Source organism: Aestuariirhabdus haliotis (genome assembly GCF_023509475.1).
GTDB lineage: Bacteria > Pseudomonadota > Gammaproteobacteria > Pseudomonadales > Aestuariirhabdaceae > Aestuariirhabdus > Aestuariirhabdus haliotis.
Genome location: NZ_JAKSDZ010000023.1, coordinates 1 through 17026 on the forward strand (window position 1 = coordinate 1; position 17026 = coordinate 17026).

The 17026-nt window shown below is 50.9% G+C and carries 15 protein-coding genes and 4 tRNA genes; 10 read left to right on the plus strand and 9 right to left on the minus strand.

Features of this window, described 5'->3' with window-relative positions; translation table 11 throughout:
* Window positions 1-335: 335 nt before the first annotated feature.
* The 8 genes from MIB40_RS12910 to MIB40_RS12945 all read right to left on the minus strand — a co-directional run bounded on the left by MIB40_RS12910 (window position 336) and on the right by MIB40_RS12945 (window position 7875).
* The gene (locus MIB40_RS12910; protein ID WP_249694912.1) at window positions 336-1316 is read right to left on the minus strand and encodes an SMP-30/gluconolactonase/LRE family protein; all 981 of its coding nucleotides are present in this window, start codon (window positions 1314-1316) and stop codon (window positions 336-338) included.
* A 45-nt stretch (window positions 1317-1361) separates the two neighbouring features.
* Window positions 1362-2396 carry a Gfo/Idh/MocA family protein gene (locus MIB40_RS12915; protein ID WP_249694913.1) on the minus strand — a complete coding sequence of 345 codons (1035 nt, stop codon included), beginning with the start codon at window positions 2394-2396 and terminating at the stop codon, window positions 1362-1364.
* A gap of 66 nt (window positions 2397-2462) precedes the next feature.
* Window positions 2463-2768: a putative quinol monooxygenase gene (locus MIB40_RS12920; RefSeq protein WP_249694915.1), complete on the minus strand. Its 306-nt coding sequence runs from the start codon at window positions 2766-2768 to the stop codon at window positions 2463-2465.
* A gap of 30 nt (window positions 2769-2798) precedes the next feature.
* Window positions 2799-4082 carry a TRAP transporter large permease gene (locus MIB40_RS12925; protein WP_249694917.1) on the minus strand — a complete coding sequence of 428 codons (1284 nt, stop codon included), beginning with the start codon at window positions 4080-4082 and terminating at the stop codon, window positions 2799-2801.
* On the minus strand, window positions 4079-4609 hold the full coding sequence (locus MIB40_RS12930) for a TRAP transporter small permease (RefSeq protein ID WP_249694919.1): 531 nt from the start codon (window positions 4607-4609) through the stop codon (window positions 4079-4081). Before MIB40_RS12930 ends, MIB40_RS12925 begins: the two co-directional genes overlap by 4 nt.
* Before the next feature lie 56 nt (window positions 4610-4665).
* Window positions 4666-5667 (minus strand): TRAP transporter substrate-binding protein, encoded by a 1002-nt coding sequence (locus tag MIB40_RS12935; protein ID WP_249694921.1) that lies wholly within the window; start codon window positions 5665-5667, stop codon window positions 4666-4668.
* Window positions 5668-5934: 267 nt separating this feature from the next.
* Window positions 5935-7017 (minus strand): isocitrate/isopropylmalate dehydrogenase family protein, encoded by a 1083-nt coding sequence (locus tag MIB40_RS12940; protein WP_249694923.1) that lies wholly within the window; start codon window positions 7015-7017, stop codon window positions 5935-5937.
* Between the two features lie 192 nt (window positions 7018-7209).
* On the minus strand, window positions 7210-7875 hold the full coding sequence (locus MIB40_RS12945; protein ID WP_249694925.1) for a GntR family transcriptional regulator: 666 nt from the start codon (window positions 7873-7875) through the stop codon (window positions 7210-7212).
* A 247-nt stretch (window positions 7876-8122) separates the two neighbouring features.
* Between MIB40_RS12945 and MIB40_RS12950 the strand changes: the two genes are divergently transcribed.
* The 8 genes from MIB40_RS12950 to MIB40_RS12985 all read left to right on the plus strand — a co-directional run bounded on the left by MIB40_RS12950 (window position 8123) and on the right by MIB40_RS12985 (window position 15166).
* Complete coding sequence (locus MIB40_RS12950; RefSeq protein ID WP_249695010.1) at window positions 8123-8785, plus strand: tRNA-uridine aminocarboxypropyltransferase; 663 nt, start codon at window positions 8123-8125, stop codon at window positions 8783-8785.
* 65 nt (window positions 8786-8850) lie between these two features.
* Complete coding sequence (locus MIB40_RS12955; protein ID WP_249694927.1) at window positions 8851-9225, plus strand: PilZ domain-containing protein; 375 nt, start codon at window positions 8851-8853, stop codon at window positions 9223-9225.
* Window positions 9226-9344: 119 nt separating this feature from the next.
* Window positions 9345-10229, plus strand: a complete 885-nt coding sequence (locus tag MIB40_RS12960; RefSeq protein WP_249694929.1) for an NAD(P)-dependent oxidoreductase — start codon at window positions 9345-9347, stop codon at window positions 10227-10229.
* A 152-nt stretch (window positions 10230-10381) separates the two neighbouring features.
* Window positions 10382-13009 (plus strand): alanine--tRNA ligase, encoded by a 2628-nt coding sequence (gene alaS / locus MIB40_RS12965; protein ID WP_249694931.1) that lies wholly within the window; start codon window positions 10382-10384, stop codon window positions 13007-13009.
* Between the two features lie 120 nt (window positions 13010-13129).
* Window positions 13130-14365 (plus strand): aspartate kinase, encoded by a 1236-nt coding sequence (locus MIB40_RS12970; RefSeq protein WP_249694933.1) that lies wholly within the window; start codon window positions 13130-13132, stop codon window positions 14363-14365.
* Window positions 14366-14576: 211 nt separating this feature from the next.
* Window positions 14577-14753 (plus strand): carbon storage regulator CsrA, encoded by a 177-nt coding sequence (gene csrA / locus MIB40_RS12975; RefSeq protein ID WP_249694935.1) that lies wholly within the window; start codon window positions 14577-14579, stop codon window positions 14751-14753.
* A 70-nt stretch (window positions 14754-14823) separates the two neighbouring features.
* Window positions 14824-14913: transfer RNA gene (locus MIB40_RS12980), tRNA-Ser, on the plus strand.
* A gap of 176 nt (window positions 14914-15089) precedes the next feature.
* Window positions 15090-15166 (plus strand) — tRNA-Arg (locus MIB40_RS12985).
* 109 nt (window positions 15167-15275) lie between these two features.
* On the opposite strand, the gene MIB40_RS12990 is transcribed toward MIB40_RS12985, so the two are convergent.
* Window positions 15276-16271, minus strand: a complete 996-nt coding sequence (locus MIB40_RS12990; protein ID WP_249694938.1) for a hypothetical protein — start codon at window positions 16269-16271, stop codon at window positions 15276-15278.
* 238 nt (window positions 16272-16509) lie between these two features.
* Here MIB40_RS12990 and MIB40_RS12995 point away from each other — a divergent pair.
* A tRNA-Arg gene (locus MIB40_RS12995) sits at window positions 16510-16586 on the plus strand.
* A 38-nt stretch (window positions 16587-16624) separates the two neighbouring features.
* Window positions 16625-16701, plus strand: a tRNA-Arg gene (locus MIB40_RS13000).
* The last annotated feature ends 325 nt before the right edge of the window (window positions 16702-17026 follow it).

Consider the following 17026-nt stretch of genomic DNA (forward strand, 5'->3'; position numbering starts at 1 on the left):
TTGAAAGGTCTGGACCTTACTGCAAAGACGTGCCGCGATTCTGGATTCGCCTGAAAGCCAGAGTTCATCTGAATTAATCAGAGGTGCCCTAGAAAAACCCCTTGTAATAGAGCCGGGAAACAGGTTCCCAAGACAGAAGAAATTCGGATGAATAGAGGCAGTTTGGATAGTAGTTGAATCAGCATGCACATCCCCTCATTGTGTGGATGCGCACTCTAAACCCTGAACTTGTAGACAGGTTAAGATAAAATCTGTCAGTAATGATGTTGGTGGGTTGGGTTCTGGCAGTAAGCTTAAAGCTGTGATTGAGAATATTCCATACGATAATCTCATGGTTACTGACGGTGGTTATCGAATTCCCAGTGAGCAGGTTTGATGCCTTCAATATTGCTTTCAATGACTGCAATCTTCTCGCCGAGTAAACATCCAAGATGCAGGGTGTTCATTTGCTCTCCACCGAAAGCCAGTGATGAAATATTTTGTAAAGTTTGGCTTTTCACCTTATCAAGATGAGGGCGTCCCATGCTGTGGCTTTGATAAGCTTGTTCTACCCAATCAAGGTGTTGAGGGTCGACGTCTTGCAGCACAACGTTTTGCTCACCGTCGGGTGTTATTTTGATAATACGGTTACTGACGATGCTGGTGACCCAGAAGTTACCTTCGATATCTCGGGTTAACCCATCGGGGTAGGTGCCTGCCTCGAAACGGGTGACGACATGTTTGTCGTGCAAACTGCTGTTATGCCCAATTCGATAACGTAACAGTTCGCGAGTAAAGGTAGCGTTAACGTACAGATAGCTACCATCAGGATCAACGTAGAGCTCGTTGGTATAGCCTATCTTATCTGCAACGATTCGCGCCTGGTTGTTTTCAATTACTACGATAAAACCATCGGCTATATCCGCTCGATAAGCTTTGGCCCTTGGCTGATGTCTGGTGCTAACGGTAATCCAGATACGCCCCTGGCGATCGAGGTAGACAAAATTACTGGGAGGCAGCGGCTCTCCATCTACCTCGGTCAGAAAAGGGTCGATATCGTTATTACGAGATATTCTAAAAATCCCCCCCAGGGTATCGCCAAGATGGGCAATGAGAAAATCACCGTTTTCCAGTAAAGCGATACCATTGGGTTTAAGAATTCCGTACTCCCCGACAGCAGAACCGCCAAAGAATTGTTGTTCACCAGAGGGGGCGATTTCGGTAACACCGCCGCGAAAATCAGAGACATATATATACCCCCTGGCGGTTGTTAGTACACATTCGGGTCTGACCAGCCCGGTACCACGCCAGAGAACGTTGGCAAGTTGATAGGTCATACGAGGTTCCATTATTGACGAAGATGAAATAGAGCGTTGCGACCATTAACTCGAAATCGAGAGGCGACGCCCTTCGCTATCAGAGCGATAGATGGCCTCTTCAATTTCGATGTTACGCAGATACTGCCTTGCGCTGTTTTCCAAGGGGGTGCCACTGAGAAAATGATTAGCAACATGCTGATTCAACTGATAAACACAGTCACCACCAAACCCCTGATCTTGCCACTGATAGTCCAGCTCGAATTCCTGGTTGTCAGAAAATTTGCGCAAAAACAGGCGGCCTTCTCCATCCAGACGCAGCGTGCCTGCCGTCCCTTCAATCCACATCTCACCAAAGGTGCGCCTGGTGTTGCTGGATGGGTGATCGAGCAGGCGATTGCCATCGATAGTGACTGCCAATCCGTTGTCGTAGTCGAAAAGAATAGTAGCGGAATCTTCTCCCTTGATAACCGGATTGCATCGTCTTAATGAGGCGTAAAGTGTGCAGGGCTCGCCAAACAGGTAGCGAAAACAGTCGACAAAATGTACTGCGGTTTCGTGTACCAGGAACCGTTCCATTGTTTGAAAATAGGGTTGACGGTCCAGATAGGCGTTGGAGCCCTGCCCGTCCCCGGGTCTTAGGGCAAAGCGAGCATTAAGAATGGTTCCTAGAGCCTCTTGTTGGAGAAGTTGATGTGTATGTCTGAACCAGGGCATAAAACGAAAATTTTCATGAATGCACACTGTAATTCCTGCTGATTCAGCGATTTCCGTCAGCGCTTTCGCCTCGGCATAGTCGTTTGCAAAAGGCTTTTGACATACGGCGTTTACTCCATGATGTGCGGCGGCGAATATGGCTGCTTTGTGGGTGGTGGGGGGCGTAATGATATCCAGCAAATCAATATCGCCATCATCCAGCATGGTATCAATATCGGTATACACACGCGTGATACCATATTGACTGGCAATTTTTTGGGCAGGTTCGAGGTGACGATTGCAGATGGATACGACTTCAGTGTCGGGTATGCGCTGCCAGGCATCATAGTGAAACTGGCTGAAATAGCCTGCGCCAATGCAAGCGACCTTCAGTGTTTTGCTCATAATTCTCTCGTATTGTCTGATCTATGGCAGTGCTTGTTTGAATTCGCTGTTAGTCGAAGATGATGATCACCTACACTGCTGTGAAGGTAAAAGACGTTCATAAACCCTGACAGCTTTTTCTTTAATAAAGGGTTCTGATTGTTTTTCAAATATTTTGAAATGGTTTGAGGTCAAGTGTGCTTTGAAGGCTTCATGGTCGCTATACAGCTCGTAAAGAAACACCTCATCCGAAACCTGAGGGTCAGTACAGACATCAAATTGATGACAACCCGATTCCAATGTTTGAGATTGCTCCGCGTTGGCTAACATAAGAGGTAAAAACTCCATTTGAGTTCCCGTTTTTAGGGTAAATGTTACTACCACGGCGATCATGGTGAGTATCCTCGTTGTATTTAAAGTGAGCTATCGAAACAGTTCGACCATGGTCATGGAAACGGCTGGGACATAGGTCACCAGCATTAAAGCGGCTATGGCAACAACGTACAGCGGCAACATTCTTCTTGCAATTGATAGCACACCTACACCTGAGATGCGTGAAGCCACATACAGCGTGGCACCAACAGGCGGAGTGAATAGCCCTACGGCTACGTTACAGGTCATGATAACGCCCAAATGAACGGGATCGACTCCATACAGTTGTGCGGTTGGCAAAAACAATGGGGCGGTTAGCAGGATGGCTGGGACAGGATCTAGCACCAGACCGAGCAATAGCAGCACGATATTGACTAATAGCAGAAACATCCAGGGGCCTTCCGAAAGCTCCTGCACGAAGCTGGCCATAATCTGAGGCATCTGCTCCAGAGTAATCAACCAGCCAAGCACACTGGTGGCGCCAATCACAACCATAACAACCGCACTGGTGACAAAGGCATCGATGATAAGACTAGGCAGGTCTAGGATTTTAAAATCCCGATACACAAATATGGTTACAATCAAACCATAAACAACGGCTAATGCGGCCGCTTCGGTTGGTGTGACCCAGCCTGAAAAAATACCTCCCAGGATAAGCACGGGCATAAAGAGTGCAGGTGCGGTGCCGAGAAACGATTGAATTAATTCTTGCTTCGTCGTTCGATGACCGCCGGGATCGCAGCCCGATGATTTGCCGATGTAGTAGCAAACCCCCATAAAGAAAATGCCAAAAATCAATCCGGGAATCATCCCGGCCAAAAACAGGTCGGCGACGGATACGTTGCCCACAAAACCATAGATCAGCATAGGGATTGAAGGCGGAATGATGATTCCGATGGTACCTGCTGCGGCGACCAGTCCAGCAGAAAAACCTTTGTTGTAACCTTCTTTGGCCATGTTCTTAATCATCACCGAACCAATGGCGGCGCTATCGGCGATGGCGGAACCCGAGATGCCACCAAATATCATTGATGCACCAACCACAACCATACCGAGACCGCCCGGCATAAAACCAAAGGCGGCACGGGCAAAGCCGATAATGCGAGTACCGACGCCCCCTCGGCTCATTAACTCGCCCGCCACAATAAACAGAGGAATGGCCAGAAAATGATTGGGTTCTACGCCGGCAATAAAGTTGAGGTAGAGGGCCTGTAATGGAAATCCGAGGTCGAACACGATCACCGGCAGAATAGCCGTCAGCAGAATCGCCCAAACCAGGGGTATGCCAAGAAATACGGATGTGAGAAAAACAAAAACCACGAACAGCAAAATCATGGATGGTCCTCCGAACCGTCGTTATGGTGCGACTCGGGTAGGGGCTTGAAGCGAATATCCCAAATCAGGTTGTAGCTGTGGAAAATCACCGATATCAACATGCCGACGGGCAATGAGGCGTAGAGCAAACCAACGGGCCAGTATAAAACTGTGGTTGTCTGCGCCCAGGTATGTGATGAAATGCTATAACCGACCTTGATCAGACTGAGCATTATGACCAGAGTGATCAGGTCGATCAGGATGGCTAAATAGCGCTGACTCTTGACTGGAAAAAGGTGCTCAACGATTTCAGTGACTCGCATATGAGCCCCTCGAGCGATGGCGGCCGAACAGCCAATAAAAGTGCTCCACAATAGTAAGAACGCTGTCACCTCAAGCGACCAGGCCAAATCGAATCCTGCTGCACCACGTAGTAGGGCATTTACGAACACCAACAGGATGATCGAGATTCCGGCGAGCACCAGAATCAGGTCTACGATATTGCTCAACCAACGCAGTGGGGCGGGGTAGTACGACCGATAATCCATTTCATTCCCCAATGAAAAGCGGCCGAGGCGCAGTGGCCTCGGCAATCATGCAATTGTTATTGTGATGGCAATGCTTTGCGAATGGCGGCGGCGTCGGCCAGAATCTTGTCGACCTCGCCCTTACCGTATACACCTCGTGCCTTGTCGTAGACGGAGGCGACAGACTCTCGGAATGGGGCGATCTCCGGAACCGCCACTTTGGCGCCTGCGCTGGTCATATCCTTGAGTTGACTATCGACCGAGTTTTTAACCAGATCTCGGCTGAAAGTGGCTGACTCCTGAGCGGCTTTCATAAAGGCTTGCTTGTCTTTATCCGAAAACTTTTGCCAGGTTGCTTCCGATACGGTTAAAGGGAGTGGACTGTAGACGTGTCGGGTCAGGGTGATGTTAGGAGCAACCTCATAAAAGCGCAGTGATTTGATGGTATCAACCGGATTCTCCTGTCCGGACACTGTGCCTTGTTGAATCGCCAGATAGACATCGGTGATTGGCATCACGACGGTCTGGAAGCCAATCGCTTCCATGGTCCAGCGAATCATGTCATTCGGATAGACTCGCATTTTTTCACCCTCGGCATCTTTGGGTGAAGTTAAAGGTTCTTTTGTGGTGAAGCTGCGGAAGCCGGCTTCCCAGGTCGAGAGCACGCGAAACCCTTTGCCGGGCAACTTGTTAAACTCGTTTTTTAACCAGTCAGAATTATCGTACAGCTCCCAACCCTGCTCATAGCTGTCAACCAGAAATGGCATCGCTGTCAGGTTCAGGGACGGTAGGTGAGTCGCGTAACTACCGGTGGCCGAAACGGTGAAATCTATGCCGCCTAGCTGAAGTTGTTCAATCGCTTTGGGATCGTTAGCTAGTTGGCCGGAAGGGTAGATGCGGATTTCGTAACGCCCCTCGGTATATTTTGCGACCTTTTCGGCAAACTGTTCGGCCGCAGCCTGTCGCGATCCGCCAGGGTTGTCGGTATGGCTAAAGCGAAGTACTTCGGCGGCACTGGCGGCACTCGCCACAATTGAAAAACTGGCGGCAGCAAGGATGCTGCTAACTATCTTATTCATCTGACTCTCCTTAGTGTTTTTATTATGCAATCGGCCATGACTCGGCTGAGTCTAAGGCCTTGTGTCAAACGTACGCTGTAGTATTCAGTGACTTCCATCTAACGGATATTATTATGTATACGTTAGTAAATTGAAGACTGTATTAATATTATTCCGTTGTCAATACTCTGTTTGTGTAATGTTTGAAGGTTCTTATGCGGTACAGGTAATAGGGCGGTTAACCGTTTCATAGGCTGTTTAGTGTCGAGACTAAGTGATTCAGTCGAGCTATTGGCTGAGCATTTTCCCGATCAATTCAGAAATCGGCGCAGTGCCCGAGTTTCCGCCCAGTTCGTAAGGTAAAAGGGTGCCTGTGTCGTAGGCAGCGATCACCGCGGTTTCCAAAGCCTGAGCGGCCTGAATGGCTTCGGGGCAATGAAACTTGTCGCCCAGGTAATCGAGCATGATGGCACCGGATAGAATCATCCCGGTTGGGTTGGCCTTACCTTCCCCCATAATGTCTGGCGCGGAGCCGTGACAGGGTTGGAATACACCATGGTTGTCGCCAATTTCACCGGAGGAGGTCATGCCCATTCCTCCCATCAAGGCCGCGGAGATGTCGGACAGTATGTCGCCATATTGATTTTCCGTCGGTACCACATCAAAGCGCCAGGGACAGCGAACCAGGTCGAGAGCGGTAGCATCGACATATTGATGGTCGGCTTGAATGCCCGGGTATCGCTTGGCGACCTCATAAAAAATATTGCGCATAAAAGCCTGGGATGACAAAACATTCGCTTTATCAGAACAGGTGACATGGCCTGGAAGTCCTCGTGCTTGACGGCGCTGAGCCAAACGAAAGCTGAAATCGAGCATGCGGGTGGTGGTCTTGCGAGTAATGCGGATCAGGTTGTGGGCGGCATCTTGTGTATCCAGTGCGTGGCCTCGAGGCTCCGCAAAGATACCTTCGGTTGATTCGCGCACAATAACAAAGTCGAGTGTTTTACTGCGCGGGTCAGCAAGGGGCAGTGGCAGTTTGGGCATGGTACGGCAGGGTCGAATACCAGCGTACAGGTTAAGTCGCTTGCGCAGGTCGTGTTGTGGGCCGACTTCGGTACCATCCGGGTGTCGAATATCCGGCAACCCCATAGCCCCAAGATAGATCGCATCAGCATTGGCTGCTTCCTCGAAGTGATCCTCGGGAAAGCCATCACCCGTGTCCAGAAAATGCTGGGCACCTGCGGGTACTTCGACGCAGTTCAATTCAATTCCATGTTGTCGAGCGCTCTCCTTGACCAGCTCAAGAGCTGGGGGGGTGACTTCATTACCGATACCATCGCCCGGCATAACGGCGATCTTGAACACTTTCATATAAGTGGTTCCTATGGGTGATTATTAAATCCGTATACCTATGTGAGTTTTATAACGTATACGTTAAAGTTGTGTCAATTAATCTTTATACTCAGCTTCGGGAATCCTGTTGGCCTGGCAAAAGATAAAGCGGCCGATACTGTCAGGTGGAGCGGGGGAAGTAATCTGCGGCTTGAGGTGTCAAACAGGAGATTAATAAGAGTGATCTAAAACATCGAGCAGTTGAGTGAGTTCATCGGATGCGCGGCGCCGGTGCCGGCTATGTATATCAATGGTTCTTTGAGCATCTCCTGCTTTTAGGGCGGCAATCACCTGTCGGTGTTCTTCGGTTGATTGCGCAGGCGGCTTTCGCAGTCGAAGTGTCATATTCCTCACACGGTCAGTTTTATCCCAGTAACCATTGACCAGTCGAATCAGTTCCCGGTTGTGGGATAGCTCGATAAGAATCTGGTGAAAGCGTTTGTCATTCAGCGCCCAACGAGCCAGATCATCCGTTGCCAGGGCTTCTTTCATATCACGATTAACACGTTCCAACTCCTCCATAGGTTCCTTGGGAATTGGAGACCGGCAGGCTGCCGACAAGGCAGCCACTTCCAGACAGGAGAGGATGTCATAAATCTCTCGCATTTCATCGGCCAGAACCGGGCGTATAAAAATGCCCCGGCGCGGTACTATTTTCACCAGACCTTCCTGTTCTAACCGAATAGCAGCCTCGCGTAAGGGTGTTCGAGAGATACCCAGCTCGGCTGCCAGCTCTTGTTCCAGGTAATAGTTACCCACTCGTAATTGGTTGTTTAATACCCTGTCTCTTAGGCGTAAAAACACCTGCTCCGAAAGTTTGGGTTTTTTATCGATCATAAAGGACGCCGCCTGGTTCCCATATCTGGTTGAAAGTAATGTATGCGTTATAAAATTAAATATCCAATTTAATACCTTCTATGCCTGTGGACGCAATGTGTTTGCCAGGAAGAAATACTTCCAAATGGCCAGCTATAAATGATCGCCCGGAGCTTGTGCCTGATCGTAGAGTGCGCCAGCAAGCTTTTGTTAAGATGCACTGGAATGGTTTAAACGCGCGAAACAGGTAGGAGTAGTAATGGGGTTAATGTACCAGGGGAGAGGATCGGGGGTTGAACGCTGTGGGTCATGCCAGATACCACTTCTCGCTTGTATTTGCGCTTATCGTCCAAGTTTGCATTCGCAAACGCATTTTTGGATTTTGACTCACCGTAAGGAATTCTTTAAACCGACCAACAGTGCTCGACTGATCAGTGCTTGCCTGCCCAATGTGCGTTTTTTTAAGTGGCAACGGACCGAGCCCGATCCTGAATTGCTGGCGTTGATTAACGACTCTGTTTATCGGCCTGCTTTGGTGTTTCCGAAAGAGATGGCGCCACTCAATAAGTCCGAAGCCGCCTGCGATAAAGCCGGAACCCGCGCATTTCTATTGATTGACGGAACCTGGCAGCAAGCCTTAAAAATTTATCGCAAGAGTCCTTACTTGCATCGTTTACCGCTGGTATCCCTGAGCCCTCAATCACCTTCGAAGTACGGTCTGCGAAGAGCCAAGGGTGAAGGACAGCTCTGCACGGCCGAGGTGGCTGTTGAGTTACTTCGTCTGGAAGGAGAAAGGGATCAGGCGCAGCATTTGCAAAACTATTTCCGAGTCTTTTGTTACAGCTACCTCGAAGCCAGAAATCATCGCCAGCCAGAACTATTGCCTGAGATGGAAGCCTTGTTGAATCACCAGCGTGAGCGGCAGGTGTAGGGCGCAAAAACCATAATCTGGTCTACGCTTAATGAACTCCCTAATTATCATCTCAGGGGTTGGGCGTGTTAGCAGAGCAACGACAGGGAAATAGGGTGTCCCGGGCTGAGCGGGTGCTGATTCAGATGGCCTCCTCATCCTATGATCACCTGTTGAGCGGCGAGACCGTGTCGGCGCGAACTCGGGATATTTCAATCCAGGGGTTCCGTGCGATTCTCGACCAGGATGTCCCTCAGGGCTCAATACTGCAGATTTGCATTTCGGTGACGGATCATCAACGCCGTTATGTGCTTAGCGCCGAGGTTCGCTGGTGCTCTCCCGGTGATGGCGGGTCGACCTGTGCCGGCTTTAGAATTCTGCCATCCCAGGACTCTGACTACGATGATTGGATCAGTGCTTTTAATGGCATTGACCGACGGCGCCAACGCCTGTCCTCCTGAATACCCCCTCTTGATTTCTTTTATAAATGGCTTCTGAATTCCGAGGGCTGTATTCGGAGGCTGTTGATGTACACTAGATTGCTCTGGTGATAGAGATCAATGATTAAAAGGAGCAAGGGATGGCAACTAGAGTGGCATTTATCGGTTTGGGCGTCATGGGATATCCGATGGCAGGGTACTTGGCGCAACAGGGCCATGAAGTATCAGTCTATAACCGCACATCAACCAAAGCCTGTCAGTGGGTGGAAAAATATGGCGGCCAGTCGGCACCAACACCGGCCGCGGCGGCCGCGGGTGCTGACTTTGTTTTTGCCTGTGTCGGCAACGACGATGATCTGCGGGCAGTCACTATCGGCCCTGATGGTGCCTTTGCGGGTATGCGAGAAGGTGCGGTGTTTGTTGATCACACCACAGCCTCAGCCGAAGTGGCCAGGGAGCTTGCGCAGACAGCATCCGCAAAGGGGATTGGATTCCTTGATGCGCCGGTATCTGGTGGCCAGGCTGGCGCTGAAAATGGTGCTCTGACCATTATGGTTGGGGGCGACGAGTCGGTTTTTAACCGAGTGAAGCCGCTCTTTCATGCTTATGCCCGTTCGGTAAAGTTGATGGGCCCTGTCGGTGCCGGACAACTCACCAAAATGGTCAACCAGATCTGTATTGCCGGCGTTGTTCAGGGATTATCAGAAGGGCTGCATTTTGCCCGTCAGGCCGGTTTGGATGCAGCCGCCGTTGTTGAGGTGATCTCCAAGGGGGCTGCGCAATCATGGCAGATGGAAAATCGCTATCAGACCATGCTCGATGACCAGTTTGAACATGGTTTCGCGGTTGACTGGATGCGAAAGGATCTTGATATCGTCCTCAGCGAAGCGCGTAAGAACGGCAGCCATTTGCCGGTAACGGCGGTGGTTGACCAGTTTTATTCGGAAGTGCAGGCCATGGGAGGTAATCGCTGGGATACCTCCAGCTTATTTGCCTTGTTGGAGTCGAGAAAAGCGAAAAAATAACCTTTTTCCGGTTTTTTCCCCGAAATTCAAGCTGATAACGAGCCCCGGCCATTTTGCGATGGCCGGGGCTCGTTATATAATGCGCTACTTTTTTATGCGCAGGCGCTTTGGCGCTACCCCGCTTAACGCTAGAGGGATTCCAGGTCAGGTCTATGAAGACAACAGAGATTCGCAGTGCTTTTCTGAATTACTTTGCCAGTAAACAGCACCAGATTGTAGCCAGTAGTTCGCTGGTTCCCGGCAATGATCCAACCTTGTTGTTCACCAATGCCGGCATGGTGCAATTCAAAGACGTTTTCCTGGGTGACGACAAACGCTCATACAGCCGTGCCACCACTTCTCAGCGTTGTGTTCGAGCCGGTGGCAAGCACAATGATCTGGAAAATGTCGGTTATACCGCGCGTCATCACACCTTTTTCGAGATGCTGGGTAACTTCAGCTTTGGCGATTATTTCAAACATGATGCGATCCAGTTTGCCTGGGAATTCCTGACCTCCAGTGAATGGCTCAATATCTCCAAGGATAAACTCTGGGTAACGGTGTATCAGGAGGATGACGAAGCCTTTGAAGTATGGAGCCAGAAAATGGGTGTCCCTGTGGACCGTATTATTCGCATTGGCGACAAAGGTGGCCGCTACAATTCGGATAACTTCTGGGCGATGGGGGATACGGGTCCTTGTGGTCCCTGTACCGAAATTTTCTATGACCACGGTGCGGATATCTGGGGCGGCCCTCCAGGATCGCCGGAAGAGGATGGTGATCGTTATATTGAGATCTGGAACGTGGTCTTTATGCAGTATAACCGCAGTGCTGATGGCACTATGGCGCCTCTGCCCAAACCTTCGGTAGATACCGGCATGGGGCTGGAGCGTATCGCAGCCGTAATGCAAGATGTACACAGCAACTATGAGATTGATCTGTTCCAGAACCTGCTTAAAGCCGCTGCGCGCGAGACTGGCGAGCAGGATCTGGAGAATAAATCCCTGCGGGTGATCGCGGACCATATCCGCTCCTGTGCATTCCTGGTTATTGATGGAGTAATCCCATCAAATGAGGGGCGTGGTTATGTGTTACGACGTATCATTCGTCGAGCCATTCGCCATGGCAATCAGTTGGGCCAGAAGCAGGCCTTCTTCCACAAACTGGTCGCAGCCCTTGTGCAGGAGATGGGGGATGCTTATCCAGAATTGAGCGAGCAACAGGCGATGGTTGAACGCGTATTGCTGCAAGAAGAGGAGCAGTTCGCTAAAACCCTGGATAAGGGCATGAAAGTGCTGGAAGAGTCCATCGTGGGCATGCAGGGCACAGAAATTCCCGGTACCACGATTTTCACCCTTTATGACACCTACGGATTTCCGGTAGACCTGACCAATGATATTGCCCGCGAGCGCGAACTATCACTGGATATGGACGGTTATGAGAAAGCCATGGAAGCACAGCGTGAGCGTGCTCGAGCCTCCAGCAAGTTTGGCATGGACTATAACGCCGGCCTCGAAATTGAAGGCGTGACCGAATTTACCGGTTACGACCTGCTGACAGACCAGGCTTCGGTACGGGCTCTTTTTGTAGACAATAACCCTTGCAAATCGGTCTCGGCCGGTCAGGCGGTTGCGGTGGTTCTGGAGCAGACTCCCTTCTATGGCGAGTCCGGTGGTCAGGTGGGCGATCAAGGTGAGTTGGAATGGAATGGCGGGCGGATGCGAGTCCGCGATACCCAAAAAGAGGGTGATAACCACGTCCACCTGGGGGACATTCTCGAGGGTGAATTAAAACTGGGGGACCAATTGACCGCTCGGGTGGCCGCCGATAAGCGCGCCGCAACTCGTTGTAATCACTCGGCCACCCACCTGTTGCATGCTGCATTGCGCAAAGTGTTGGGCGATCACGTGACGCAGAAAGGCTCATTGGTGGATGAGGAGCGTTTACGCTTCGACTTCTCTCATTTTGAAGCGATCAAGCCGGAACAGTTGCGAGAGATTGAGCGCCTTGTTAATGCACAGATTCGAGCCAACACTCCGGTAGAAACCCTGGTAACCGACATGGATTCTGCCATCGAAAAGGGTGCTATGGCGCTCTTTGGTGAGAAGTATGGCGATTCCGTGCGCGTTCTGAGTATGGGCCAGGATCGCTTTTCGGTTGAGCTCTGTGGCGGCACTCATGTTGAGCGTACCGGCGATATTGGTTCTCTGGTGATAGCTGCGGAAGCCGGTATTGCAGCCGGGGTTCGTCGTATCGAAGCGGTAACGGCACAAGCCGCCAGCCGCTGGAATGAAAGTACGGAACAGGTGATTGCTCAGTTATGCGGGCAGCTCAAGGGAGGTCGTGAGGCATTGCCAGAAAAGGTGCAGCAACTGCAGGATAGAAATCGTCAGTTGGAGCGAGAGCTTGACCAGTTGAAGCAAAAGTTGGCCAGTGCCAAAGGTAGCGATCTGGCGTCAGAGGCGATCGAGGTTGGCGGTATTAAACTGTTAGCCGCTAACCTTGAGGGTGTCGATCCCAAGTCGCTGCGCGATATGGTAGACCAGCTTAAAAATAAGCTGGGTCAAGGAGTCGTGCTACTGGCGACAGCATCGGGTGACAAGGTGAGCCTAGCGGCTGGTGTCACCAAGGATTTAACCGTTCGGGTGAAGGCTGGCGATTTGCTCAAAATGGTGGCTGCGCAAGTAGGAGGTAAAGGCGGGGGGCGTCCCGATTTTGCCCAGGGTGGTGGCTCTGATGCCAGCGCCTTGCCAGCAGCGGTGGCGTCAGTCGAAGGTTGGCTGAAGGATCAGCTGGCATAAATCTCAGGAAGACCATAAACCATGGTTGAAGCACTTGCCAGTCAGGTGCGAAACAGACCATCAGGTAAAGATAATAATGGGGCGTAAGCCCCGCTAGCATAGAGGATCGCAGATTCCACGATGGCATTGATCGTTCAGAAGTTCGGGGGAACATCGGTGGGTACGGTTGAACGTATTCAGGCGGTGGCGGATAAAGTAAAGGGGTTTCGTGAGCGGGGCCACGATATTGTCGTAGTCGTGTCCGCGATGAGTGGGGAAACCAATCGTTTGATCGGCCTTGCAGATCAAATGCAGGACAAACCTACGCCACGCGAGATGGATGTGCTCGTGTCGACCGGAGAGCAGGTTACTATCGCATTGCTATCCATGGCGCTGAACGAGCGGGGTTGTCCTGCCCGTTCCTATACCGGTGGCCAGGTGCGAATTCGTACCGACAATACGCACACCAAGGCGCGTATTAAGGAGATTGACGAAGAACATGTTCGCGCTGACCTTGCTGCGGGTCGTGTGGTTGTGGTGGCAGGATTCCAGGGTATGGACGAAGCCGGCAATATCACCACGCTGGGGCGAGGCGGTTCCGATACAACGGCTGTGGCATTGGCAGCTGCTCTGAAAGCGGAAGAGTGCCAGATCTACACCGATGTTGATGGGGTCTATACCACCGATCCGCGTGTTGTGGACAACGCGCGCCGGCTACCCCGCATCACTTTTGAAGAGATGCTGGAGATGTCCAGTCTGGGCTCCAAGGTGTTGCAGATTCGCTCGGTTGAGTTTGCGGGTAAATACAACGTACCCCTGCGGGTGCTGCACAGTTTTCAAGAAGGGCCCGGTACCCTGATTACTTTTGAGGAAGATAACGAGATGGAAGATCCACTGATTTCAGGTATCGCATTCAATCGCGACGAGGCCAAGTTGACCGTCAAGGGTGTACCCGATATTCCGGGGGTTGCGTCTAAAATTCTGGGCCCTATAAGCCGCGCCAATATTGAAGTGGATATGATTATCCAGAACGTAGCCGAGGATAAAACCACCGATTTCACCTTCACGGTGCACCGCAATGACTTTGACCAGTCCATGGACATTCTTCAGCAAACGGCCGAAGAGCTGGGTGCCCGAGAGGTAGAAGGGGATAATAAAATTGCCAAGGTGTCGATCGTTGGTGTTGGTATGCGTTCTCATGCGGGCGTGGCATCCAAGATGTTTGATGCATTGGCTCAAGAGGGCATCAATATTCAGGTGATCTCTACTTCCGAGATTAAAGTCTCGGTGGTTATTGCGGAGAAATACCTTGAACTTGCCGTTCGTGCGCTACACTCGGCCTTTGAACTGGATAAAATTACTACCGAGTCTGAGTAGATTTCACCCAAAGAACCGTAGAAGTACGCATTTAGCCCTTCGGGTGAAGGGCTAAACTGTAAGTGTTCAAAAAGTGGGCTGTCACAAAGCTGTGGCAGTGGGCAGTGACGCCAACCCCCGCCTAAGGGTGAGCTGGCAGAAACAGTTTTTGCATCCAGATCCCAATCATTGATGAATGAGAGTGGATGCTAATCGAAACAAGGAGATAATTATGCTGATTTTGACTCGCCGGGTGGGAGAAACTTTGATGGTTGGTGACGAAGTGACCGTCACTGTATTGGGTGTGAAAGGTAATCAGGTTCGTATTGGTGTGAACGCGCCAAAAGAGGTTGCGGTACACCGAGAAGAGATCTACCAGCGTATCCAAAAAGAGAAGGAAGAAGATTAAACGGCTACCTGCCAGTTTTTTCTCTGATGCCCTTTGCTTTCATTCTGAATCTGGTATTATAGCGCGCGTTGGAGAGGTGGCCGAGTGGCTGAAGGCGTGCCCCTGCTAAGGGTATATACGGGAAACTGTATCGAGGGTTCGAATCCCTCCCTCTCCGCCATCATTGAAACAAAAATGCCCGGCTTTTTGCCGGGCATTTTTGTTTGTGGGTTGATTAAGAATGTTCTTGAATACGGCAGGTAGCACTGCCATATATGATCATGAGGGCTAGGTTCAAACCGCACAGATTTGTTTGACTCTCCTGATCGAAATCTCTATAGTACGCGCCATATCTCAGCGCCCGTAGCTCAGCTGGATAGAGTACCTGGCTACGAACCAGGCGGTCGCACGTTCGAATCGTGCCGGGCGCGCCACATTGCAAGAAGCTCAACCTGAAAGGGTTGGGCTTTTTTTGTGCTTGGGCTATGAGTGATAAGTCGCTTAGGCCTGGTTGGCAGGTGTCAAAGGTTCGTTGTTCATGGGTTAACTTCCATCCCAGTGCGAATGTGGGTCCATATCCGGGTAAAAGGGGAGCTGGAATTTGTCTGTGGTCCGCTGCAGAATTGTTAACTCTTTTTGGCTGATATTGGCTTTCCATTTCGAGATTTCTTCGGTCGGATCGCGTCGCCGGCCATATCCGGGACCAGAGGTTTTGCTGCGATGTGGAGAGAGAAATTCTTCGGCCTGCTGGGTCCACTCCAACCCCATAGATTCAGCCAGCCAACGTAGGCGTGAGGTCGAATCTTCACAGTACCACTCGTGTTCTTTTAGTATCCAGCTTTCTCGGTGGCTGGCCAGCTGAATAGTGGTGATTGCCCCCCACAGGGTTGCGGCACTTTCCCAGAATCCATTGGCCTCTGTCATCCGCTTGGCGTGTTTGCTTAAAGGCCCTGTCATTAGTTTGGGTTGCTTTATTAGTCCGCCTAGCACATGGGCCGGATCCCAGCCACGTTGTTGCCAACTCAAAAATTGGGGGGCTGGATGCCTTACCAGCTGAATTACTGGAATGGATGGAAAGTGGGCACCAAAATAGTCCAGTGCCAATGTCATTCGAACCCACTTTAACAATACAGCTCGGGCAAAGGGGCGGGTAATGATCTCCCTTAAACCTTTTTCCGCGATGGCGTATTCGTTGACTTCATGGCCTTTTAGCGACTTCTTTATATGGTGCAGTAATCGTTCATCTTCGGTGTCGCTTGTCAGATATTTGTCATAGTAATCCGGCCCCAGGGCCTCGTCCGGTTCAAAGTAATAATCGACCCCCTTGCAAAGGGATAAGGTTTTCGCCAGCCAGGAGGTTCCGCTGCGGGGAACTCCTGAGACCACCAGCTGTTGCTGGGCGTTTAACGGTCCCGGTAAGCCCTTGATAAACAGTTGGCGGGCCAGGGGGCGAACCTTGCGAAGATAGTATCGAGTGTTGTGCGAGCCAGTATTGCTTGTTAGCAGAGGTTTACTGCCGGGTTCCTGCGGTGTGGGCATTGGACTGCTCTAAAATGAGGATTATTTATTCTAAGCAACTATAGACCAGATCTGGCCAAATACAGGTGTCTATAGTCTTTGTTGTATTGGCTGGGTGGAGGGTGCTTCTGCCCCCGTTTCCTTTTTGAATCAGGGAGTCAGATTGGGTCCAGTACGGGGCTAGCAAGGTATCCAAAAACCGTCGATCGAGCATTTGACTCTGGTAGGTGAAATCACTATAGTACGCGGCCTGTATGCAGCGCCCGTAGCTCAGCTGGATAGAGTACCTGGCTACGAACCAGGCGGTCGCACGTTCGAATCGTGCCGGGCGCGCCACTTTCATAAGATGGGATAGCATACAGCAGCAATACCTAGCGCCCGTAGCTCAGCTGGATAGAGTACCTGGCTACGAACCAGGCGGTCGCACGTTCGAATCGTGCCGGGCGCGCCACCTAGTAAAAACAGCTCAACCCGAAAAGGTTGGGCTGTTTTTTTATAAGCGACCGGTCGATGAGAGCGTGGTTCGACAAATTCCCTCAAGGGAATTTGGACCCAGTCGCGCAGCGACGCAGCCCTAAGGGTGTCCTAATGGTCTTGAGTTCATTAAGAATCAATCGTGCCGGGCGCGCCACATAGCAAAAGCTCAACTTGAAAGGGGTTGGCTTTTTTATAGGCGTGCCAGGTCGATAAGAGCCTGGCTCGAATAATGGTTGTATGGGCTCTTTTGGCGTGAAAAAGCAGCTAATTGTCTTGATCCGGGTTGATGCTGTCCTAGC